We start from the raw sequence: 23265 nt of genomic DNA, 5'->3' as shown, positions 1-23265 counted from the left end.
ATAAATTTAAATCACATTTTGATGAAATTAAATTTTTGTTGAAATTAACCGAGTTTCATTTCACATCGTAAAAAATTATTATGAAGAAGAGAATTGAGTGCTGGCTTAGTCAATATATTTCATCTTAAGAAGGATTCTCCTGATATGACCCGTAATAAATTTATTATTATTGGTCAGCCAAATAATGGAAATATTTTTTTCAGGAATCATGATGAGGTGGGATTTAAAACCTCCCTGATCACCGGCATGCTCAATGACATTCACCGTTTCCTCTGTTTTTGTATCAGCATAGAAACCTTGATGAACAAACCAGGTTCCCGTGTGATAGGGTGGTTTTTCACCCTTCCAGCCGGATGGATTATATATCGTTTTTGAAGCTTTAATAACAGAGCAGTCCGTAAACATACATTGGCTAATTGCCGTAATGTATTTTTTCAGGTCCTCGATAGAGCTCCATACCCCTCCGTTTCCGGCAGCTGCAAAAGTGGGGCATTCTCCATAATCATATTCCTGATACATATTATTCTTCAGAATATAACCGTGGGCTACATTTTTATCAGGAAAGCTACCATCGGTAATCAGACTGTTTTTCATTCCTGCAGGTTTGAAAATATTTTGATCGATAAAACGCTGCCATTTAATCCCGCTTGTTTTCTCAACTACCATTGCCAGGCCATTGTACGCAGGGTTGGAGTATTCAAATTTGGTTCCCGGTTCAAAATCCAGAGAGTCGGTGGACTTCAACGGTCTGAAATTTTCTTCATCTTTGGCAGTAAGATAAAATATACTGTCCTTATCTACATCTCTCAGATCAGGAAGCCCGGAACTGTGGGTAAGGATGTGACGGAGCCTAATCCTGGCGCCAATATCCTTATTCTTGAAATCCGGAAAGAATTTAAGCAGGTTATCATCCGTAGACAGCTGATGTCGGTTCTGAAGGATCAAAATTCCATAAGACACAAAGGTTTTAGAAATAGAACCCAGGTTTGAAACGGTTTTGCTGGTAAACTTATCTTTGGTTTTCAGGTCTGCCAGGCCGAAAGAATTTTCATACAAAATCTTATTTCCCTGTTGAATTAAAATAGAACCTCCTGGTTCATCCGCTTTAAATAATTCGGAAAATGCTGAGTCAAGTTTTGACTTTAAAAGCTCATCACGATTCTGTGCATGGGATGTGAAGTGGATACTCAACGTTATTAAAATTCCGAATATTAATTTAAAATTCGAGTGCATGAATAGGTAGTTTTTAATTTTAAATTTTGAGGTTCCCGAACCCTCAGGTACAGATGTACGTATTGTATTTCTTTTCGTTTTAGCTTTTTGTGATAGAATCCATGACGATGGTTACCGGGCCGTCATTGATGAGAGAAACCTTCATATCTGCCCCGAAAATTCCACTTTCTGTTTTTAGCCCTGACTTAGCGATTTCTTCTTTGAAATAATCGAAAAGAGGAATTGCGTGATCCGGTTTTGCAGCTTTGATGAAAGATGGGCGGTTACCTTTTTTGTAGTCGGCAATCAATGTAAACTGGCTGATGCAAAGGATTTCCCCTGAAATGTCCTTTACTGAAAGGTTCAGTTTATCATCTTCATCACCAAAGATTCTAAGATTTAAGATCTTCTGGACCAGCCAGTCTGCATCTGCTTTTTCATCATTTTCATCAATCCCGGTAAGAAGCATCAGCCCTTTACCGATTTTTCCTGCAATTTTTCCATCTACTTTTACACTCGCTTCAGAAACTCTTTGTATAACAATCTTCATTTTAATAATAAATATTTAAATTCTTAGTAGCGGGATCATAATTAAAAGGATAAGTTTTTGGGGGTAGGGAAGTTTTGGCTCCGGATTCTGGCTGTCCCGTTCTCAAAATCCATCTGGTATTATCTTTCGGACAAAGAATACTGATATTGTCTTTCACTTCAAGAGTGGTGTTGGCATCAGGGCAAATATGAGGAGCATTCCTGTCATATGCTTTAAAAAGATCTCCGGCACGAACGATGATGAGTCCTCTTGTTCCGGATTGCTGTTCGTTTACATAAATCCAGCCTCCATCGTAATTGAGATTATTGTAAGCAGGCAGGTTCAGATTTAAAGTTACATTAATGGGGTTGTTTGGAAAGCAACTTACAGTATCTTCTCTGCTTCCGCATGAGTTTATAGTTAAATTACTGAAAATCAGTATTGTTGAAATGCAGAGGATTGAGAAAGTTTTTTTCATTTCAATTTAAATTTTTATATATTTGTAAAAGTTAAACGATATAACACGTAATACATTGTCCGGCAAATGTCGGATTATTTTTTTATACCAAACCTAAATTTTGAAAATTATGGCAAGCTATGTAACAAAGGAGGGACAAGAGAAAATGAAAGCTGAGCTGGAACAGTTAGAAACTGTGGAAAGACCAAAAATTACCATGCAGATCGCAGAAGCAAGAGATAAAGGAGATTTATCTGAAAATGCTGAATATGATGCCGCTAAAGAGGCTCAGGGTATGCTGGAAATGAGAATTTCAAAGCTTAAAGATATTATCGCAACTTCCAAGATCATAGATGAAAGTCAATTAGATACTTCAAAGGTTTCTATCCTTACTACGGTAAAACTTAAAAACAATGCAACAAATCTGGAGCAGGTTTTTACACTGGTACCGGATAATGAAAGCGACCTTAAAACAGGAAGAATTTCTGTGAATACACCCATCGCAAAAGGATTGCTAGGAAAAGTAATTGGCGAAACAGCAGATATTACACTGCCTAACGGAAACAAACTGTCTTTCGAAGTATTAGACATTTCCCTATAGTCTAAGCACGATATCCAAATTCTAATTTCTAAAATCTAACTTCTAAATATGAGCAGTATATTCACAAAAATCATCAACGGCGAAATTCCCTCATACAAAATTGCTGAGAATGATCATTTTATTGCATTCCTCGACGCAATGCCCTTGGTGAAGGGACATACACTGGTTGTACCTAAAAAAGAAGTTGATCTGATCTTTGATTTGGAAAGTGAAGAGTATAAAAACCTTTGGGAATTTGCACAGCAGGTTGCCAAAAAGGTAAAAAATGCAGTACCCTGCATCAGAGTAGGAGTTGCTGTAGTAGGACTTGAAGTTCCCCATGCCCATATCCACCTCATTCCCTTAACCAAGGTGGAGGATATGAACTTCAGAAATGAAAGACTAAAATTAACAGACGAAGAATATAAAGAGATCCAAAACTCAATCATTAATTCTTAAAAAGCATAAAATCGTAAAAAAGCAATTTTTTACGATTTTCTTTAACATTATTATATAGTATGAATTCAAACCAATGTTCTTTCTGCGGCAGAAAAAGAAATGAAGTACAGATGCTTATTTCCGGGCAGAGTGGCTTTATCTGTGAAAACTGCATCGAACAGGCACATGTTATTGTAAAAGACAGCGTTTCTAAAACGGGGTCTTCTCCTGCAGAAAGTATAGACGAACTTAAGAAACCGAAAGAGATCAAAGAATTCCTTAACCAATATGTCATTGGACAGGATCAGGCAAAAAAACAGCTTTCGATCGCGGTATACAATCATTATAAAAGACTTCTTCATGCTCAGGATGAAAACAGAGAAGTAGAACTGGAAAAATCAAATATCATCATGATAGGCGAAACCGGTACTGGAAAAACTCTTCTTGCAAAAACTATTGCAAGGGAGCTTAATGTACCTTTCTGTATCGTAGATGCTACTATTCTTACCGAAGCCGGATATGTAGGGGAAGATGTAGAAAGTATTCTTTCAAGACTTCTTATGGTGGCAGATTATGATGTAGAAAAAGCAGAAAGAGGAATTGTATTTATTGACGAGATTGATAAAATTGCAAGAAAATCAGATAATCCGAGTATTACCAGAGACGTTTCAGGAGAAGGTGTACAACAGGGATTACTGAAACTTTTGGAAGGAAGTATTGTTAATGTTCCACCTCAGGGCGGAAGAAAACATCCGGACCAAAAATATATTCAGGTGAATACCCAAAATATTCTGTTTATAGCAGGAGGTGCATTTGACGGGATCAAAGACATCATCGAAAGAAGAATGAACAAACAGGCTATTGGATTCAGTTCTGAAAAAATAAATAATACCAATGAGGACGAATATGTATTAACAAATATTAATGCTGTTGACCTTCGTTCTTTTGGATTGATTCCTGAACTTTTGGGAAGATTTCCAATCATTACTTACCTAGATAAACTGGACAAAGAGACCATGGTAAGAATCATGAAAGAACCCAAGAATTCGATCATTAATCAGTTCATTGAACTGTTCAAAATGGACGGTGCCAACCTGGTTTTCACAGACGGTGCGGTTGAAAAAATCGTAGAAGAGACTATTGAAAAAGGATTGGGGGCCAGAGGCTTAAGAGGAACAACAGAAAAAGTATTAGAGGACTATATGTTTTCAATAGGAGAGCAGAAAGAAATAATATTGACAGAAGATAATATTTTTGTTAATAAATAATATTTTTTTTCTACTTTAAAAAAAAATCTTACCTTTGCAGGTGAAGATTGTATTAACACACAAATAATTTATACAATGAGAAAAAGTTTATTTGCTATAGGTCTTTTAGCAATTAGTTACTCTGTTCAGGCGCAGGTACTATGTCACGTTGACACTAATGCTAATATGTATGTGAGCGAAGGCACCCTAGTTTATAGTGGTGGAGGTGTACAGACAAAAGGTAATGGTCTTTTGGATGTGCACGGAAATATCATGGTTGTAGGATCTGCTACCGATAATTTTAAAACAATAGATGCCGCCGGTGCTGATAAAACCGATGGCGGAAATATTGTTTTAAGATTAAACACTCCTGCTTCTTATGCTACTTCCACGTACGGACAGTTGTACGTCGATGGATTATCCCAATCCAATATTACTGGTATTGTAAGTAAAGAGTATAGAAATGCTAAGCATGGTGATGGTGATTTTTATCAGCAAATGGCTTTGCCTTTCAGTGATAAAGTACTATCATCTCTTTCTGCAGAACTTAATAAACCTTTCAGTGGGACCAGATACTCCAAAAATGAAATTTTAATGTGGAATAATGCCACTGTTGTAAGTGAGACGAAGCCTCTTTCATCAACTACGGCACCATATGGTTACTATATGCTGGGATCAAAAAGTAACAATTTAGATCTTAGTAATCCCCCAGCTGCTAGCGGAGTATATACCGTTAGTGGTAAACCTTTTTCCACTTTAGCAACAGCTAATTTAGTAGATGCTGGAAATGGGGTTAGTTTTGGAACAAATGGTAACTCTGTAAACGGTTACAATGAGAAGTATAATACTTATCTCTACGATGATTTTGAACAAACTGCCAGCCCTTGGGCAGGTTCTTACGGTAAAAATATCTACGAATTTGGAAACCCGTTTTTAACCAACCTGGATTTATCAAAAATCGGATATGATGAAAGTGGTGCTGGTGATGATAATGCTATCAGTAACATCTGGGCTGTTCAATACTCACCCGGAACTGTACAGTATGTCAATAATACCGGGAGTTCATTTACAAATCCTCTCATTATGACATTTGATGAAACTACTCACATACCTGTAGGAGACATCAATAATCTAATGGTAAAACCAATGGGTGTTTTCATTATGAAATTGAGGAATAATAATCCTCAAACATTAAATTTCAACACACTTAGAAGGTTTAATAATACAGCTAGAGTAGACGGCACAGATTATAGCGTTACTGCTAGTAAGTCTGCGACCAATACTGCTGCTGGAACTATAAAACAGTTAGGAGTAATTGGTTTGGATGCCAGTGGTAATGAAGTTTCAAGAGTGTATTATGTAGTTTCTCCCCATGCAACTACCGGACACCAGGTTTCTACTGCTACTACGGTACAGGCAGGTACAGATTCAAGTAATAAGATTGTTACCTATGAAGAACGCTTAACTGGAGGAGAAGATCCTAATTATACGGCACAATATCAGTTATACATTAATGAAGCTAACGAAAATAACTTCTTAGGAAAAGATATTCTGCTTTATAACTTTGATTATAATACTGCAGGTCAAAAAATAGTTTCCTATAAATTTGAAATCAGAGAAAATGCTGAGATGCTTGCTGCAGGCGCACATCAGTTATCTTCTGGAAAAGGATTCTTCTACAAATCTTCTAACGGGACTGTAGAAGAAGCAAAACAGGGAGCAGTTATTTCTGTGAATTCAAAGTCTTATAACTTATACTATGGAGCACCGGATAAAGAAGTGCTTGCAACAGCTAATGAGACTAAGACATTCTCTAAAACAATGGTTGTATATAACCCTGCGGTTAGCAATTATATAGTTAGGTTTGATCCAAGTTGGAAAAAAGCAGATATTGAAGTTTATGATATGAGTGGTAAACTTATTATCTCTAAGAAAGCAGTAGATGCATCTAGGGATTTCGTAATTGAGCTTGATGGTTCAATTAAGAGTTCTTACGTTGTAAAAGTGGTTTCTGATAAGGGAGTAATTGTTAACACTAAAATCTTAAAACAATAATATGAAAACGATCAATAAACTAATATCAGCTCTTTTTCTTTTTGTAATATCATTTGCATATGCAGAAGAAATTCCTCCTGCACCTCCTTCTTCTGCTGCCAGAGGTATTGGTGGCGGGGGCCCCGGAGCACCAGCATCTCCTATTGATATGTATATTTATGTACTGTCTGTAGTAGCTGTATTGTTCATTATATTTTACACTAAAAAATTTAAGAGCGTAAAAGCCTAAAATTTTATTAAAATAACATTAAACTCTCTGATTAATCAGAGAGTTTTTTTATTTTTACTTTATGAAAAAGATATATATATTATCTGCAGTATTAGCTGCATTTTCTCTGCAGGCTCAGTTTACAGTTACCGTACAGACGCCTGCCGAATTTAAAGATCAGGATGCCATTTTATATACACTAAATGGTTCAAAAGATATAATTGTCACTAAAGAGCAAAGTAAGAATAATACATGGACATTCAAATACCCAAGTCATTATATGGGAATGATGAAAGTGTATTTTCCGTCTTCAAACAATGCGGTAAGCTTTATTTCTGAGAATAAAAATGTCAGTATAAAGCTGGATGTTCAGAATAATAAGGTTAAAGATGTAGTCTATCTTGATGAAGCCAATGATCTGATGAGCAAGCAGCAGGAAGGTTCACAGAAAAAGGAACTTATTCTTCCCGCGCTGAGCCAGATCAAAGAATATTATAAGGACAATACAGACTTTGGAAAAGCTCTGAAAACTGAAATAAACAGGCTGTCTGGAGCAAATAACGCTATTGATGCTGCACAGCACCCATTTATTTCTTATTATAACACGAATTACAGTAAATTTCTTTCTACTTCTGTTGATCCGGCCAAAAAGGTCACTCAGGATGATATCATCAATTTCCTTGATAAGTCTAATGATATGCTTGAGTCTTCCTCCATGTTACGCCCCGTTTTAGTTTCTTATCTTAACACTGGTGGAAATACCGATGTCGGAGGCTCAGTAGATAAGCTTTTAGACCGTTTAAAAGTAGAAACGCCGCGAGGTCAGACCGTTTTGTCCGAACTTATTGACATCTTCGATGCGTATGATATGGAGGAGTTTAAAACGAAGTATCTGACGCTTGCGAAAAACCTTAAATGTACGATTAACGACAGGTTGGCAAGTACCCTTAAATCCAATGCTAATATTGAAATGGGAGCTGCATTCCCTAATGTTAAATTCCAGTCGGCGGTTAATACATCTGCGAAATCACTTTACGACGTGAAAGCGGATAAGAAAGTCATTGTTTTCTGGTCATCTACCTGTTCACACTGTGAAACAGAGCTTCCACAGCTTTTGGCTAAATACAACGATTTAAAAGCGAAAAATATTCAAATTATAGGACTGTCATTAGATACAGATAAAAATTCATATACCCAGAAAATCGCTGCATTTCCTTGGATCAATGATTCCGAATTAAGAGGATGGAACAGCAGTTACGTGGAAACTTACAATGTTCATGCAACTCCGACGTATTTTATTTTAGATGCTAACAATAAGATAATCAATAAACCAGACCATGTTGGTAATGTTTTGGAATATTTTAAGCTAAAATAATTTTGGTGGTAAACAAATATTTTCTATATTTGCACCACCAAAACGGCGAGGTAGCTCAGTTGGTTAGAGCGCAGGATTCATAACCCTGAGGTCACGGGTTCAATTCCCGTCTTCGCTACAATAAGAGGGAAAGTAATACATATTACTTTCCCTTTATTATTTTTATTATTCGTTGTTTTAAAACCTAAACCAGCAAATAATAAACTACCTGCCACAGGTTTTACGTGACAAAATACTCTGTCACATACTACAATTGTTCAGCTTTGTTTTCAAAAAATATAAATCACGTAAATGGGAAAATTACGTATAAATACGTAATCTTATTTCGTCGCGTGTCTATAGATTTGTAGTTACTATGAATCTGCTTTCCAAAAGCAGTGATTTTTCATAAGACTATATAAAAACCAGAAAACAAAAAAAATCGATGGCAAAGTTTACAAGAAAAAACGCGTGGGATAACAAAGGCACTTTTGATAATCCGGATCTTTTATGGTACGCAAAAGCAGTAGGTGTGATGCAATCCCGAGCCTTAAATGACGAAAATAGCTGGTGGTTTTTTGCCGCTATGCATGGAGAACAAATGGGAAAACCAGAATTTCCAAACTGGAATACTCTTCCCGGATTTCCTAAAGTTCCGACAACTCCACTTCCCAACTCAGGTGTAATTGCTAAATATTGGAATCAGTGTCAGCACCAGAGCTGGTATTTTGGACCGTGGCACCGCGGCTATCTTATTGCATTGGAAGAACAGATTCGCCAGGCTGTAATCAGTTTGGGCGGTCCTCAGGATTGGGCTCTTCCTTACTGGAACTATCTGGGGCCGGAAGATCAGTATAAAATACCACCTGCTTTCACACAGAAGATGCTTCCTGACGGGAAAACTCCCAACCCTTTATTTGTAACGGCAAGATATGGTCCTAAAAGTGATGGAAATATCTACGTTGAAATTCCACCATTATCAGAGGAATGCCAGGGAAATACAATATATACAGGAAGCAATTCAGCAACATCTCTTCCTGGTTATGGCGGTCCGAAAACAAAATTTTGGCATGGAGGTGGACTAAGTGGTAATCTGGAAAAAAATCCTCATAACTTTGTACATGTACAGGTAGGAGGACAGGATGGAATCATGTCCGATCCTGATACTGCAGGACTTGATCCTATTTTCTATCTCCATCACTGCAATATTGACAGGATGTGGGCTTCGTGGAATGTGAAAAATGATAATCCAACTGATCCAATGTGGCTTCAGGGGCCTGCAGCATACGGTGAAAGAGAATTTGTAATGCCTTTGCCGGGAAGTAAAGAATGGGTATATACCCCCGCAGAAATGACTACCTTAGCTAATCTGGATTATACATATGATGATCTGGCCCCTACAACAGGTCCTCTTTTGGAGAAAACACTTTCTCAAAGATTAATTAAACTGGGAGCAGAACCTATTGAAACTGAAACTTTACAAGAACAAAATATGGACTTAGGAAGTAACTCTGAACTTGTTGGTGCCAACGCAGGGCAGGTTCAAATCGACGGATCGGGAGTAAAGACTACCGTTAAATTAGAAGGCAGTTCATGGAAAAATGTACCTAACAGTTTAATGAAAGCTTCTGCATCCAATTTACCCGATCAGGTATATCTTCAGCTGGAAAATGTAAAAGGAACCAAAGATGCCAACATTTTAAGTATTTCTGTCAACCATCAGCTGGCAGGGCATGTTTCTCTTTTTGGATTGCGTAGTGCTTCGGATAAAGATGGACATAACGGTGGAACCGGTCTTACATTTATCCTCAATATTACAGATATTATTGATAACCTCTTTATTAATAACGAACTCGATGTTAATTCTCTTGATGTAACGATCCTGCCTGATAATGCGATTCTTCCAAATGACAAAATTACGGTTGGTCGCGTAAGTATTTATCGTGAAGCACAGCAGCTATGAAACCCTCAAAATGGATCCGTTATTCAATAAGTATAACGATTCTGGCAGTAAGTGCTGTATTTTGGATAATTCTGTTATTTGATCCGGGTGGAATTATGACAGTCAAACACTGTCATGTAACCCTTAAAGGACCTTCAAGAGCATCACTTCAAATGATTTTGCAGATGAATCCCATCTCTGATCTGATGATTGGATGGACATTGATGGTGCTTGCGATGATGCTACCCAAATTGATTGCACCGGTGCAGTATATTTATGAATGCAGTTTCAAAAGCAGGCGGTTCTGGTCAGCATTACTTTTCATATTCGGTTATACCGCTGTATGGATTGTTATGGGATTCTTTATGAATGCGGTGATTGTAGGATTGAATCTCCTTCTGCCGAATTCTTATATACCAGCAATTGGAATTGGTATTATTGCAGTGATATGGCAGTTTTCTCCAATTAAGCAAAAGTGCCTGAATAGAGGGCATGACCATGTTACGCTGGCTGCTTTCGGTTCTGAGGCAGATCGGGACGCACTGATGTTTGGAATTATGCATGGGATTTGGTGTGTAGGAGCAGGGTGGGCGCTGATGCTTTTCCCGATGTTGCTGCCTTCAGGACATAATTTGGCTATGCTTGCTGTTACTTTCATTATGATCAGCGAACATATGGAACATCCGCGGCTTCCGGTATGGCGCTTCAGCTTTCGTTTGAAACTTTTGCGTGTCATTTTTGCTCAGGCCAGGATCAATCTGAAAACGACATTGAATATAAACTGAATACTTTGTTTTCTACTATACTCAACTTCACTGAACTTATTTATGAATTTAAAATAAGGGTGAGAAATTACCGCACTTTATGTGCGGTTTTTTTTGCTTTAAACTGAGTTTTGTTTTTATGGAATTTTAATTTTTTGTTTGTACTAAAAGATTTGTAGGGGTTCCGTATAAACTTTGAAATATAAAATTGCGTAGAAATACGTAAAAAATATCAATGGAGAATTTCTAGCTTTGAGTATCATCATTTACTTTTCTTGAAAGCATTATTAGAAATACTGATTCCGAATCATGCTTTTTGAAAGTTGACCCCCACTGCACTTTCAGTGCTGATGTATTGGAAATATACATTCTTACTGTAATTACTTCAATTTTACAAAAACTATATACCACCAAAAAAATTAAAGCCATGAACAAATTTAACACCCCGGCCTATCAGGCTGAAAAAGATTTTAAAGATCAGCCCGATCTGAAAAATAAGATTGAAAATGCCTGGAGCAACTATGTAAAATACTGTACCATCAATTCACAAATGGGAAATCCATGGTCCAGCAGCTATGACCATCCCAGAAGCTGGTATTACAATCCTTTGGTAACACCTGCGATTCCTGCTAAGAATAATACAGTTCCTATACAATGGGGAGCATTTCCCAACAGAATCAATCATTACTTCAGTGATCTATTTGCGCAGAAATTCGGAAAAGGAGAGGCTCAGGACAAACTGTATGAGCTAGCAGATATCGGTAGTGAGGCTTTTAGTAAAAAATATGCCATCGAATTAACGGTTCCTAAAAACCCATGCGATCCAAACAATACAACCAAAAAAACCTTTGGCCCGGCGGGACCTAGAGGTTGGCAGGATGAATACTGTGAATGGGCAGTTACAAGAGATGCCAGCGGAGATGTTATTGCCGTAAATTTCACCCATGAAAACCCTGAATACTGGTTTCATATGTGGAAATTTTCAGCAGATACTGTAGTTTCCCTGTATCAGGAAATTCTTAATAATTCTAATGTAAAAAAAGAAGATCTTTATCTTTTGGATAGCAGCAATAATCCGGTTATTGTACGGGAAACAGGCTTGCCCGCCTATAATCCTATTAATAAATGGAACAGGGGATCTTCGGCAACAGAAACCGAAGGAGGAGCGGTCCATCTTACCAGCCCGCCCAACTCATTAGGCGCTGAAATCTATCTCGGAGCCGCAGCAACTATTTTAAGAGTGGTAGATGGAAATGTAATCACAGATGCCAATACTTTGGTCTGTGCAGCACAATATGGACAGATTTACAGAAACAGTGATCCCCGCATAGGGCAGAATGTCAATTCCCTTGTTTACATTAATAAGCTTAAAGTATCACTAACCAATCCTATTGCACTGTATGGACAGCTGCCTGATTTTACCCAGTTCCAAATGCCTGATTCAGCGGAAGGGTATACCATTGAAGACTGCTATAAAATTATCCGAGGAACAGATATCAACCCAGGGACTACTTTTTATCCTAATAATATGATCCTTCATTCGAGATTTGAAGCTCCAGCAGGGGCCAGGTTTAAGCTTAGCGATATTTTGGTGCAGGGGCAGCCTTTAAAATGGGGTTCTCAAATTGCGAATGTTTTCAATGTACAGCTTGCAGGAACTGGAATTCCAGGAGGTGGAGATAAGCCTCAGGAGTATCCTCCTGTCGGAAATCCGGCTGTTACATTACCAAGTATACAATATGTTCTGGATCATAATTTACTTCTGGCGAGTCTTCATAATAAACTGAATACACTTTCAAATCTCACTTCATGTACTACACAGGTAGAAGCCGGAACAACCACCAAAGGAATTGCTGTATTGGCAAGTGATGCCAACAGAGAAACCGGTTTTGATTTTGGAGCAGGAATCAGCGTATCCGTAAAAGATTTTCAGGATCTGGGAAATGATAATCAACTTTTCATCATTGATATAACAGTTGATGCTGCTGCATTGCTGGGAGAGAAACCCCTTGCTCTTTATAATAATACTTCAGATCCCAAATATAATTTATCGGGGGTTCTTGAAGTTGTAGCAACGGGATCACTTCCTCAATTAAATAGTCTCCCTAATCAAACCCTGCTTTCTGATCAGCAGATTACACAGGTTCAAAAACTACTGAAATGAGAACATTGCTATTTTCCTTTTTTCTATTGAGTTTAATTTCAATTTCATGTGAATCCGGAAAAAAGGACAAAAAATTAAACTCCAGAATTGGTTTTTCTAAAGAACTTGACGATTACGGTTGTGGTGCTTTTTGTGATCCGCCTTCGGTGGGCTATCAGCTGACTGATGATAACTGTTTACACAGTGATCAAAATTCTATGAACTGTTTTGCCTGGAAAAATTTTCTTGCTCTAAACTGGATAGCTTCCGACCAAAGGGGAATTCCTGATACCACAGCTCTTGCCTCTGATTATGGAATGCCTGGAGATTACAAGCCAACTGTTTGGGAAAGTTATCTGAGTATTGATGATGTATTCACTGCTCAACAACCTGCACAATGGAGCCTTAAAAGTAAATCGGGCTATATAAAATACATCAATGAGATCAATAAGTTTACCGATATTAATGTAAATATACCGAAGCCAAAACTCAGAGCAATGCTTGGGGGTAATGTGGATGAGATCATGCAGGCAAAGGGAGCCTGGCTTACAGATCAGAGCGGAAATATTGTTTGGTATGAGATCAGAATGAATAATATTGAAAGTGATTTTGTACGAAATAATAAACTTTACAATTCTGAAAATTTAAATGCTTTTGCAGCAAAAAATCAAGGAGTATGGCTTCCAATGGAATCAATTGAGATAAAAGCAGCCTGGCGTGTTATCCCGGAAAATCAACTGGAATCGCTTAAGGATTTTTATAAAATATCCATGGCAATGGTTCCTGAAATCAAAGGTTTTGACAAAAATAACCAGCCGATATATGGCAAATACACCCAAAAATATTTAGGATTGGTAGGACTGCATATCATCCGAAAGACCAGCCAGTCTCCGCAGTTTACCTGGATGACCTTTGAACATATCAATAACGCACCCACGGAAGGGCAGGTTGATCCGTCCGTTAATTACTGTTTTTATAATCCTAAAAGTAAGGATAAACCCAATCAGTCTCCAGTGCCCGGAAAGGACAGTTTAAATAAGCCGGTACAGGTTGTTCGTATAGCTAATAATGCCATAACACCGGAGATCCAGCAGTTGAATAAACAGATTCAGGGCATGATCAGGGCCAGTAATCCTAAATCGGTATGGCAGTATTATCAACTCGTCAATGTCCAATGGCCGGAAAACCCGGTTCAGGATAAAGATAACAAAAATACACCTCCTTTGAGGGATGGTGGTATAAAACCCAAAAATATAGCCAACGTCACCATGGAAACTTATATTCAGGACAAACAGTGCATGGACTGTCATAAAAATGCCTCCACAGTTGCCACTAAATACCCAACAGATTACAGCTTTATATTTTTAAAAGTCAAACCTAAGTAATTAGTAAAAATATATAATGTGACCAGTATATCATGGCACTTTTAAAAGCGAAAAAACCGCAGTTATTAATACTGCGGTTTTTTCGTTTTGTATGTTTAAAGGGAAATTAAGTTTGGTATCCCAGTAATTTTCTGATTTGGTAAAAGAATCTTTCAATAAGCCGAAGATCCTGAGTTACGATCTCTGCATTACCTCTGAGTTCTTTATCAAACGGGAGTTTCTTATTATAGCTTGTATTTAAGCCCTTGGGAAGGGTGATATCTACATAATAATTACCTTTATCATCGGGAATAAGAGATATGTTCTGTACTTTTCCCTCCACGATACCATATTCCTGAAAGCGGTAGTTGTCAAGTTTGATCAGTACCTTTTGTCCTGTCATTACCTTTCCGGAATTAACCGTAGGAACAGACATTCTGCCAACCAGCTGTTCTTTGTTTGTAGGAAGTATTGAAAGGATAGGCTCAGACATTTTCACAAACTGATTTTCACCGAAGAACTGTTGAAAACTGGCCATACCGTCTGTAGAAGAAATCACCAGATAATTCTGTTCCCACTGTTTTAAAGATTTACGAAGCTGTTCAAAAAGCTGTAAAGTTTGTGAAGAATAAGTGATCTTGTCTTTTTCTGTGTTAATAGCAGTTCCGCTTTTTGTTTTATTCAGATTGGAAATACCTTCATCCATTTGGGAAATAGAAATATTTAAATTTTCAAGATTCTGCTGTGCCTGAAGATATTTTACTTTTTCATTTTCAAGTTCCATGGAAGCGATCACTCCCTGCTTGAAAAGTTCCTGAGATCTCTGGTAGCTTTTCTTGGATAACTCATATTTAGCCAATTCAAGATTTTTCTGCTGTTTTAAAGTAGCAATTCTTACCCGGTATTCGGAGATACTCTGATTGGCGGCTATATTTTCCGGTGCATATGGCTGAAGTCTTGTAAAGAGTTCTTCATCCTGAAAGGCTTTTGCAAAACTGTTATAATCTCCCTGCAGTTCCCCAAGCTTGAATCTTGAAGTTTGTGCAATAGGAAAATTTCGAAGCTGCTGCGGTGAACTGGAGTCCACAAGTTTTTTCAGTTCCAGGACATCTTTATAATTTGCCGTGGACTGCATCACCATAAGGACATCGTTTTTCTTAACCTCCTGATGATCCTTAATAAAGATCTTCTCAATTTTTGAACTCATTCTCGCCTCTATTTTTTCGGGCGGATTTTGAGAGGTAACCATAACCGGAGCAGAAACAAATTCCGGGTACTTGATGATATAGCTCATCACGAGGATAAGCAGAAGTATAATTAATATAACGCTGTTTCCCCAGCGTATCATCCAATGAGGTGGCTGGGTAAGAATGTCCTGAACACTTTCAGAGCGTAATTCTATATTATCTAAAATATCTTTTGACATTGTATTAAAAAATTAAATCTATGAAGATTTAATAACATTTTTAGTCATTAAATCTATACAGTTTGCGGAATTGATGCTCTGTGAGTAATTGTAAATAATACAATTTTTTGAATATCAGCAACCCCCAGAAGAAAGTTGCTGATAGGTAGATCTTAAGCATAAAATGTCTTATCGTCCTTATACCCTGCAGTTTTCAGGTGAGAAAAAACTACGATGAACACAGGCAGTCATTTTTTCACACCATGCTAAACCACAGTCACATTGGAAAGGTGTTCCTGGTTCAGGTGGATTTTCCGGAAAATAATCTCCGCAAATTCTTCCTCCTCCATTCAAAGACTTAAGGTTGGTTCTTGTTAATTTTCTTAGATTTTTCATAGTAATATAATTTTATTTTTTCCTACTCTACATGCTTTTCGGATCCCGCGTTGATGATTTGTTTTGTAGAAATTAGTTGCCTAATTCCAACTGATTCTTCACAAGTCTGTAGTATTCTCCTTTTAAAGAAACCAGGTCAGCATGGCTGCCTTCTTCCACTACTTTACCCTGATCCAGAACGATAATTTTATCAGCATGTTTTACGGTTGACAACCTGTGTGCAATGACGATGGCCGTTTTACCTTTGAAAAACTGTTCAAGATTTTCCATGATCACTTTTTCATTATTGGCATCCAAAGCAGAAGTCGCTTCATCGAAAAAGATAAATTCAGGAGATTTATAAACAGCTCTGGCGATGAAAAGTCTTTGCTTCTGACCTCCACTGACTCCCAGACCCTCATTTCCTATCTTTGTATTGTAGCTTAATGGAAGGCTTTCAATGAAATCCTGAATATTGGCAATTTCTACAGCACGCCTTAATTTCTGCTTATCTACATAATCTTCTCCTACTGCAATATTATTGGCTATGGTATCATTGAATACATATCCTTCCTGCATTACGACACCGCAATGATCTCTCCAGAACCTCGGAGAAATACTCTTCAACTGAGTACTTCCAAGCCTGATATCTCCGGCTGTAGGCTCGTAAAATTTCATCAGAAGTTTGAGAAGAGTGGTTTTCCCACTTCCGCTGGCACCTACAATAGCGGTGGTTTTCTGGTAAGGTATCGTAAGATTGAGATCTTCAAATACAGGGACATCAGATCCAATATATCTGAAAGACATATTGCTGACTTCAATATCTTTCTGAGGAATTTCTCCTGCATACTGCTCAGTGAGGTCTTCTTCGTCTTCCTTATCATGAATTTCTCCTAATCTTTCAAGGGAAATCTTTGCATCCTGAGTCTGCTTAATAAAATCAATAAGCTGTAATAATGGACTGTTCAGCTGTCCGATGATATACTGTACAGAAAGCATCATCCCCAGCGTAAGATTACCGTCAAGAACCAGTTTCGCTGAAAGGAAACTCACCAGAATATCTTTCATCTGATTAATAAAATTTCCTCCTACAGACTGCCACTGCTCAAGAGAGAGTGATTTTATTCTGATTTTAAATAACTTCACCTGAAGGAACTCCCAGTCCCAGCGTTTCTGCTTTTCTGCATTATGCATTTTAATTTCCTGCATACCGTTGATAAGCTCGATCACTTTACTCTGCTCCTGAGAAACCTGAGAGAATCTTTTATAATCCAGCTCTTTTCTTTTACTTAGGAAAAAGCTGATCCATCCAATATACAGTGCTGCTCCTATAATATAAACTACAAAAAGTCTGTAGTCATAGAACAACAGGACAATACTGAAGATAATCAGGTTAACCAAAGAAAACAAAGTATTTAATGAAGAACTTGTCAAAAGCTGTTCAATTCTGTGGTGGTCATTGATCCTCTGCATGATATCTCCGGTCATTCTTGTATCAAAGAAACTTATAGGAAGTTTCATTAGTTTGATAAAGAAATCCGAAATGATCGAAATATTGATCCTTGCTGAAAGATGCAAAAGAATCCAGCTCCGGATTACTTCAATACCCATTCTTCCCAGAAATAACATGATCTGGGCAAGAAGAACAACATAAATGAAGTTGAGATCCTGATTCTGTATCCCGACGTCTACAATACTTTGGGTAAGAAAAGGGAAGATAAGGGACAGTAAACTTCCTGCCAAAAGACCTACCGCAAGCTGTATAACAAGTGACTTGTATTTCAGCAGGTATTTTGAAAGAAAAGAGAAACTGGCTTTACTTTCTTCTGTATCAAATTCCGTCTGAAAAAATGCAGGCGTAGTTTCAAGAATCAGTGCAATTCCTTCCTCTGTATTTTCATTGGCATTTTCCCCTATCCACAATTTGATAAATTCCTCACGGGTATAGGTGATCAGTCCGTAGCTCGGATCTGAAATATAGACTTTGTTGTTTTTATCAATTTTGTAAACAACAACGAAGTGGTTCTTGTTCCAGTGTACAATGCAGGGGAAAGGAACTTCTTCTGCAAGGGTATTAAAATCGATTTGGACTCCAAGGGAACGGAATCCCAAGTTTTCTGATGCATCGCTCAGTCCTAAAAGGCTGCTTCCTTCACGTGTCGTTTCAGAAAGGGTACGGATCTGCTGCAGAGAGATACTTCTGCCGTAATGTTTACTTACAATTCTAAGGCAGGTAGGGCCGCAGTCTTTGGCATCCGGCTGTTTATAAAAGGGAAATTTCTTCAAAATTAATACTCATTATAAAATGTCGTCACAAAAGGACGACATTTTTGCTTTATTCATTGTTGTACTTAATTGATCGTTGGCTAATAATAGCACCATTTGTTGCAATGCAGAAAAAGGGTATTATTATAATGGTGTAAAATCAATCATTTGAGGAGGTGTGCAATAGTAAGTGTTGGGTCCTGCTCCAGCAATTGGTCTGCATACACCGTTAGCGCAGCATTGGTTGCCACCGCAGTTTCCATCTGCCGGACACATTCTAAGCCCTCCTTTAATAGATTTTAGACCCTCTCTTGAGATTTTCTTTAGGTTTTTCATAGTAGTAATTTTTTGTATTAGGTATTGGTATTAAGGTTTGCATCGTATAAGAACTACTTTGCAGAATCATTTTCAATTAACCGAATATAGGGTCAATACAGAATGAAGGTTTGCATCGGTTTCCGGACATACACATCGCTACACATCCTTCCAGACAAATTACTTCGAAACGGTTGGAGCAGTACCATCCGCCCATACCATCACTGATAGGTGCACCGTATCCGCCTGTGATTGCTTTTAAATTTTCTCTTGAGACTTTTTTTAAATTTTTCATAGTGTTAGTAAGTTTTTAGTTTTTTAAGCTCTTGGGAATAGGCTTATATTTTTTCCTAAGATAGTGAATTTTTTAATTCACAAAGAATTCTTATTGAAAGTCCTCATCTTCCATTAATTCGTCAACGAAAAACCAAATATCTTCACGGTCATACTTGTCAGGAAACTGATATCCGTTAAGAATGAAAATAGGAGTAAAGTTTAATCCTGCGTTGTTATTATCTTTCGTCATTTCAATAAATGGGGTAAGGTCTTCTGGAGATGAAGATCCTGACAGAGCGGCGATTTTGTTTTCATCTTTAGTTTCAAACCATTCTTCTACTGCCTTCAGGAATTCGTTTTGTGGTTTATTATGGTAGATGTGGTTAAACGCAGAAAGCAATTTGGTGTACTTTTCATCAGCTCTTTCAGATGAATAGTTAAAACGGATCTGTACAGAAATATCATCGGGATATTTTTCAAGAAGTTTTTCCATAATTTTGTGACCGTCTTTACAGAAACCGCAATAAGGATTGGATACAATAGACAGACGAAGTTTGGCATCTTTTTTTCCCAATGAAAAAGTATCAGTATTTTGAAATTCTATTTTTTCATTTTCAAGAAGCTGGCTTTTGAAAAGTTCGTAATTTCTTTTAAATCTAAGGTTTTTGGCATTGGATTTCTGAAGATTTTCTTTCTGAGATAGAATGTTACTGAAATACAAAACAGCTGAAAATACAAGAATCCATAAAACAGCCGTTAATAATAACATCCCTATACTGAAAGATATATTCTGAAAAAAGAAGATGCTGAGCGCCAATTGTCCTGCCAGTATTGAAATAATCAGAAGACAAACTCTGCAGAAAGCTTTTTCTACAAAAGCCTGGATGTATAATGAATAGCCAATGGCAAGTACAGATACTAAAGTAAATCCTTTTACAATGTACGCAGTGGCCGGAAGGAAAAGTCCAAGTACTGCAAGTCCGGTAAAGTAGATCAGAGAAAAGTCAGAAAACTTTAAGCCTAATATACTTGTTTTATCCTGTTTGATGATCTTATCACATGAGTTTGTAGCCTGTTTGGCAGAAGTATCTCCACAAATACTTCCGATTACCGTAGATGTATTACCGAATTTCTGATTGAAAATCTCCATAGAGATATAAACTCCAGCCAGTGAAAGAAGATTAAAAAGAGCTTCATATATACTTAAGCTAAGAAAGGAATAAGCAACAATAATTGCAAAAACTGCGTATAAAAGAGGCTTAAAATTAAATGCTGCTTTATTTTCTGCATTTTCAGTTTTTTCAAACAGCAGGACGAAGTCGGTAGACTTTTTATGAAGTTCCTCTTTATTAAGGGTATTTGATTTTTCCGAATAAACTGAATAACTGCTTCCTGACTTCTTTACCAGAGAAAAGGAATTATCTACAATGGCGATAAATTCTTCAGGAAGTTCGTCCCAATATTCTTTATCAAGTTCATAAGCGTCATTTTTTACGCCCATAAAGTTAAGAGTATCACTAAAAGCTAATGCAGAAGGATAGTTGGGATGGGAATTGAACTGGAAAGAAAACTCCTGTTTATCGAGTTTTAGATAGTTAATGAGTTTGTCGAAAATCATAGTAATATTTTTAACTAAAATACGCAGATGTTTTAAAAAAACAAATTTTTTTTCTTTTGTTAGTGATATATGGTTGTTAAATAATTGATTATGTGCTAAATTTAATGTATTTTTTATGCTATTTTGAGAAAAATGAAGCTTATTTCGTAATAAAACATGATGTGAATCTTCCTTAATCTGGGTATTGCATGGCTTCAGAAAGCTCAACAGGATTATTAGCCTTTCTTAAAGATTCCTGTTTAATCTTTGTGAGTTCGTAGAAATTGGGGGTTATCTCTTTGCCATCCTGATCAACGACTTTCATTTTAACGTGTCCTGATTTTACTTCCTTGTATGGATCATTGTAGAAATCCAGATACAATTTGTGAAGTTGTTTAAGAGTAATCGGAACTGCTTTTAGAGAGAGATGATTGGAAGTATAAAGGTTTTCTTCATTCTTTTTTAAAGAGGTAAGATCGAAACTGTAACTTCCTGAAGCATCCGACATGGAGATGATCAGGCCGGGAAGTCCGCTGAAAACATAAGGACCATCACTGATAGGGATATCTATTGCAAACCAGGCTTCCCATTTTCTTCCTTTATAATCCAAAGAAGCTTTCTGACATTTATTGTCACCTATCATTTTCACAGTATTGGAGATCTGCCATTGAAGGTTTGGAAAATCTTCTTTCATTTCATAAATATCGATGAGACCTTTATAAAATTTTGCGATCTTATTCTGGCTTTTTTTCTTGATGACCATAAATTCATAATCCAGAGATTTGCGCATTGTTTCGCGGCCCAATCTATCATTTGAGATGTAGGTCGAATCACTTTGAAATACCTTATAGGAATAAAATCGCGAGTTATTACCGTCTATATCCAGGAGCATATTTTTGGTGGTATACTCTGTTGCGGTTGAATCTGGCTTAAACTTCATAGAATAGATAACCCTGTATTTCTGTCCATACAATTGACCGAAGATACAGACTGTTGCAAAGAGGATCGCTGTTTTAAAGAAGATTTTCCATACCATAATATTGTATTGCTTTTTGTTTTAAGGGATTCTTGCTCCACTTTTCCCAGGTACAAGTATATGGATTATAGCCGCATTTTAGTGGTTTTGAAACGGAAAATCTTTCTTATTTTTATAGGTCTGCTTTTTTAAACCAGACGTTTTGAAACTTACTAAAGGCTGGAATTGTTGATGTTTCCGAAAACCTACGTATTAATGGACAGTTGCTTGTACTTTGCTTTCTTTGGTGATTCCACTTTTAAAAATAGGTCAGACTCAGCAGGATTATTTTAGAAGTTTATGAAACTAAAAAAGCCTGTTTTTTTGAAATACCATTGCCCGTTTGGACTGGATAACTCTAATTTTTTGAATTGAAAAACGGACTGAAATTAAATTGTTTAATTATTAAATAATAGTTTGTTTAAATGATTTTTCAATACCTTAATTGATGTTTTAATAATGAATTATGTTTGAACTATTCATTTTTTCAGAATTATAATTTTTGTCCATGAACTCAAAAAAACTTATAAAATCATAAAGTTTTCTTAAAGTTTTAAAAAAGGAGTAAAATGTTTTTGTATTTATAAAATATATTGTACTTTTACATCGCCTTGAATGAGGGAACAAGTCAAGGTAATAAATTTTTTTTCATCATTTGTGTTTTTAGAATCGTATCGCCTGATACGATTCTTTTTTTTTTGTGTATTACTTTTCGTAGTTCAAAAGAAGGTCGATAAAGTAAGAGTAAGTAACGGCTCCTTCCTGCTGATTACTCTTTAAAAACAGGTTATTAGTAAACCTAAAGAAGTCATCCAGCCAGCCCTGATGTCTGAAAGTAAAACTCCTTTCATAAAGTCTGTCTCTTTTCATAGCAGGAGAATATTGATTAAGGACTGACTTAACAAATGCAGGATCTTCCTCAACAATAAATCTTAAAAGACTTTTCAGGGTGAAGTATTCGGTGCTGTATTTCAGGTCCAGATTTTTAGCATTGATACCAATAAGGTAGCCTACGAAATTAGCTTCCTGTTCTTTTGCAAAGCCTAGTTGGTGAGAGCTTTCATGGGCAGAAGTAAAAGGAATCATCGTATGTGGAAGTTCAGCATTATACTGTGCCTCGGCTGTAAAAGGATTGTAATAGCCCAATATTCCGGTAAAATTCATAACGCTCTTAAATAAACTGGGTTTGAAAGTATTGATTTGCGGAGCCTCTTTATTCGATATATATTTTGGAAGTTGGCCCTGTTGGCGTAAAATTTCAGATTGGATAGATTTCAGGTCTGTGATAATGAATATTCCATTCCTGTCTTCCCTTACAGAAGCCCGGGTATTTTTGCATTTTTCCAAATAGAGTAGTGCTAATGTCTTTGCTTTAGCAATTTCCGGTTCTTTCTGGCTGGAAAGTTTTTTAAGGATTGGCGTCTGAAAATAGAGCATTCCCCAAACAATCTGATAGATAAAGTAAAAGATATTAATGGTGATCAATATCTTTAAAAGAGCCTTAGGTCTGCTTTTCTTTTTAAAGCATAGAATAACACAGTATAAAAGGAAAATACCCAGAAGAATGTAAGTAAGATCACCGAAAGAAAACGGGATCCAGCTGAAAAGCAGCTGATGGATCTTTTTCTGTAATTCAAAGAACCTCTCGAAAAAATCAATCATTGTTTCCGACTTAGAGAACGCGTAGAACAAAAGAAATTGGGCAAGTAATACACCTGCCCAAA

21 protein-coding genes and 1 tRNA gene are annotated in these 23265 nt (G+C 36.9%); 11 read left to right on the top strand and 11 right to left on the bottom strand.

The features are described from left to right. Nucleotides 1-105: 105 nt before the first annotated feature. The 3 genes from IW16_RS00160 to IW16_RS00150 all read right to left on the bottom strand — a co-directional run bounded on the left by IW16_RS00160 (nt 106) and on the right by IW16_RS00150 (nt 2219). Nucleotides 106-1233 carry a serine hydrolase domain-containing protein gene (locus IW16_RS00160; RefSeq protein WP_034738514.1) on the bottom strand — a complete coding sequence of 376 codons (1128 nt, stop codon included), beginning with the start codon at nt 1231-1233 and terminating at the stop codon, nt 106-108. Nucleotides 1234-1312: 79 nt separating this feature from the next. Further along, entirely contained in the window at nt 1313-1762 is a 450-nt protein-coding gene (dtd, locus tag IW16_RS00155) for a D-aminoacyl-tRNA deacylase (protein WP_034738511.1), read from the bottom strand. Between the two features lies 1 nt (nt 1763). Next, nucleotides 1764-2219 (bottom strand): hypothetical protein, encoded by a 456-nt coding sequence (locus IW16_RS00150; protein ID WP_034738508.1) that lies wholly within the window; start codon nt 2217-2219, stop codon nt 1764-1766. A gap of 109 nt (nt 2220-2328) precedes the next feature. Here IW16_RS00150 and greA point away from each other — a divergent pair, with 109 nt between their 5' ends. From greA to IW16_RS00090, 11 genes are all read left to right on the top strand, one after another. Continuing rightward, a complete protein-coding gene (gene greA, locus IW16_RS00145; RefSeq protein WP_034738504.1) occupies nt 2329-2799 on the top strand; it encodes a transcription elongation factor GreA in 471 nt (156 codons plus the stop codon). A gap of 48 nt (nt 2800-2847) precedes the next feature. Continuing rightward, complete coding sequence (locus tag IW16_RS00140) at nt 2848-3237, top strand: HIT family protein (protein WP_034738501.1); 390 nt, start codon at nt 2848-2850, stop codon at nt 3235-3237. A gap of 59 nt (nt 3238-3296) precedes the next feature. After that, complete coding sequence (clpX, locus tag IW16_RS00135) at nt 3297-4484, top strand: ATP-dependent Clp protease ATP-binding subunit ClpX (protein ID WP_034738499.1); 1188 nt, start codon at nt 3297-3299, stop codon at nt 4482-4484. 75 nt (nt 4485-4559) lie between these two features. Beyond that, complete coding sequence (locus IW16_RS00130; RefSeq protein WP_034738497.1) at nt 4560-6518, top strand: T9SS type A sorting domain-containing protein; 1959 nt, start codon at nt 4560-4562, stop codon at nt 6516-6518. 1 nt (nt 6519) lies between these two features. After that, nucleotides 6520-6747, top strand: coding sequence for a hypothetical protein (locus IW16_RS00125; RefSeq protein WP_034738495.1), 228 nt, complete (start codon nt 6520-6522; stop codon nt 6745-6747). A gap of 61 nt (nt 6748-6808) precedes the next feature. After that, nucleotides 6809-8101 carry a peroxiredoxin family protein gene (locus IW16_RS00120; RefSeq protein ID WP_034738493.1) on the top strand — a complete coding sequence of 431 codons (1293 nt, stop codon included), beginning with the start codon at nt 6809-6811 and terminating at the stop codon, nt 8099-8101. A gap of 44 nt (nt 8102-8145) precedes the next feature. Further along, nucleotides 8146-8219 (top strand) — tRNA-Met (locus IW16_RS00115). 306 nt (nt 8220-8525) lie between these two features. Further along, nucleotides 8526-10043: a tyrosinase family protein gene (locus IW16_RS00110; RefSeq protein WP_034738491.1), complete on the top strand. Its 1518-nt coding sequence runs from the start codon at nt 8526-8528 to the stop codon at nt 10041-10043. Next, the gene (locus IW16_RS00105; RefSeq protein WP_051889799.1) at nt 10040-10807 is read left to right on the top strand and encodes a copper chaperone; all 768 of its coding nucleotides are present in this window, start codon (nt 10040-10042) and stop codon (nt 10805-10807) included. Before IW16_RS00110 ends, IW16_RS00105 begins: the two co-directional genes overlap by 4 nt. 406 nt (nt 10808-11213) lie before the next feature. Continuing rightward, a complete protein-coding gene (locus IW16_RS00095; protein ID WP_051889797.1) occupies nt 11214-12950 on the top strand; it encodes a hypothetical protein in 1737 nt (578 codons plus the stop codon). Further along, nucleotides 12947-14314 (top strand): hypothetical protein, encoded by a 1368-nt coding sequence (locus tag IW16_RS00090; RefSeq protein WP_034738487.1) that lies wholly within the window; start codon nt 12947-12949, stop codon nt 14312-14314. Before IW16_RS00095 ends, IW16_RS00090 begins: the two co-directional genes overlap by 4 nt. 106 nt (nt 14315-14420) lie before the next feature. On the opposite strand, the gene IW16_RS00085 is transcribed toward IW16_RS00090, so the two are convergent. The 8 genes from IW16_RS00085 to IW16_RS00055 all read right to left on the bottom strand — a co-directional run bounded on the left by IW16_RS00085 (nt 14421) and on the right by IW16_RS00055 (nt 23203). Then, nucleotides 14421-15719, bottom strand: coding sequence for an HlyD family secretion protein (locus tag IW16_RS00085; RefSeq protein WP_034738485.1), 1299 nt, complete (start codon nt 15717-15719; stop codon nt 14421-14423). Between the two features lie 177 nt (nt 15720-15896). After that, on the bottom strand, nt 15897-16094 hold the full coding sequence (locus tag IW16_RS00080) for a bacteriocin-like protein (protein ID WP_034738482.1): 198 nt from the start codon (nt 16092-16094) through the stop codon (nt 15897-15899). Between the two features lie 72 nt (nt 16095-16166). Then, a complete protein-coding gene (locus IW16_RS00075; protein ID WP_034738479.1) occupies nt 16167-18359 on the bottom strand; it encodes a peptidase domain-containing ABC transporter in 2193 nt (730 codons plus the stop codon). Nucleotides 18360-18482: 123 nt separating this feature from the next. Then, nucleotides 18483-18674, bottom strand: a complete 192-nt coding sequence (locus IW16_RS26415) for a bacteriocin-like protein (RefSeq protein WP_131327815.1) — start codon at nt 18672-18674, stop codon at nt 18483-18485. Nucleotides 18675-18750: 76 nt separating this feature from the next. After that, entirely contained in the window at nt 18751-18948 is a 198-nt protein-coding gene (locus IW16_RS00070; RefSeq protein ID WP_034738477.1) for a bacteriocin-like protein, read from the bottom strand. Nucleotides 18949-19038: 90 nt separating this feature from the next. Then, nucleotides 19039-20547, bottom strand: coding sequence for a vitamin K epoxide reductase family protein (locus tag IW16_RS00065; protein WP_034738474.1), 1509 nt, complete (start codon nt 20545-20547; stop codon nt 19039-19041). A gap of 172 nt (nt 20548-20719) precedes the next feature. After that, the gene (locus tag IW16_RS00060; protein WP_034738471.1) at nt 20720-21562 is read right to left on the bottom strand and encodes a GLPGLI family protein; all 843 of its coding nucleotides are present in this window, start codon (nt 21560-21562) and stop codon (nt 20720-20722) included. Between the two features lie 684 nt (nt 21563-22246). Continuing rightward, the gene (locus tag IW16_RS00055) at nt 22247-23203 is read right to left on the bottom strand and encodes a DUF3810 domain-containing protein (protein ID WP_316931910.1); all 957 of its coding nucleotides are present in this window, start codon (nt 23201-23203) and stop codon (nt 22247-22249) included. Nucleotides 23204-23265: the final 62 nt, after the last annotated feature.

This window comes from Chryseobacterium vrystaatense (assembly GCF_000737765.1).
Classification (GTDB): domain Bacteria; phylum Bacteroidota; class Bacteroidia; order Flavobacteriales; family Weeksellaceae; genus Chryseobacterium; species Chryseobacterium vrystaatense.
Note: the sequence above shows the minus strand (reverse complement) of the source record. Positions and strands in the feature narration are given on the sequence as shown.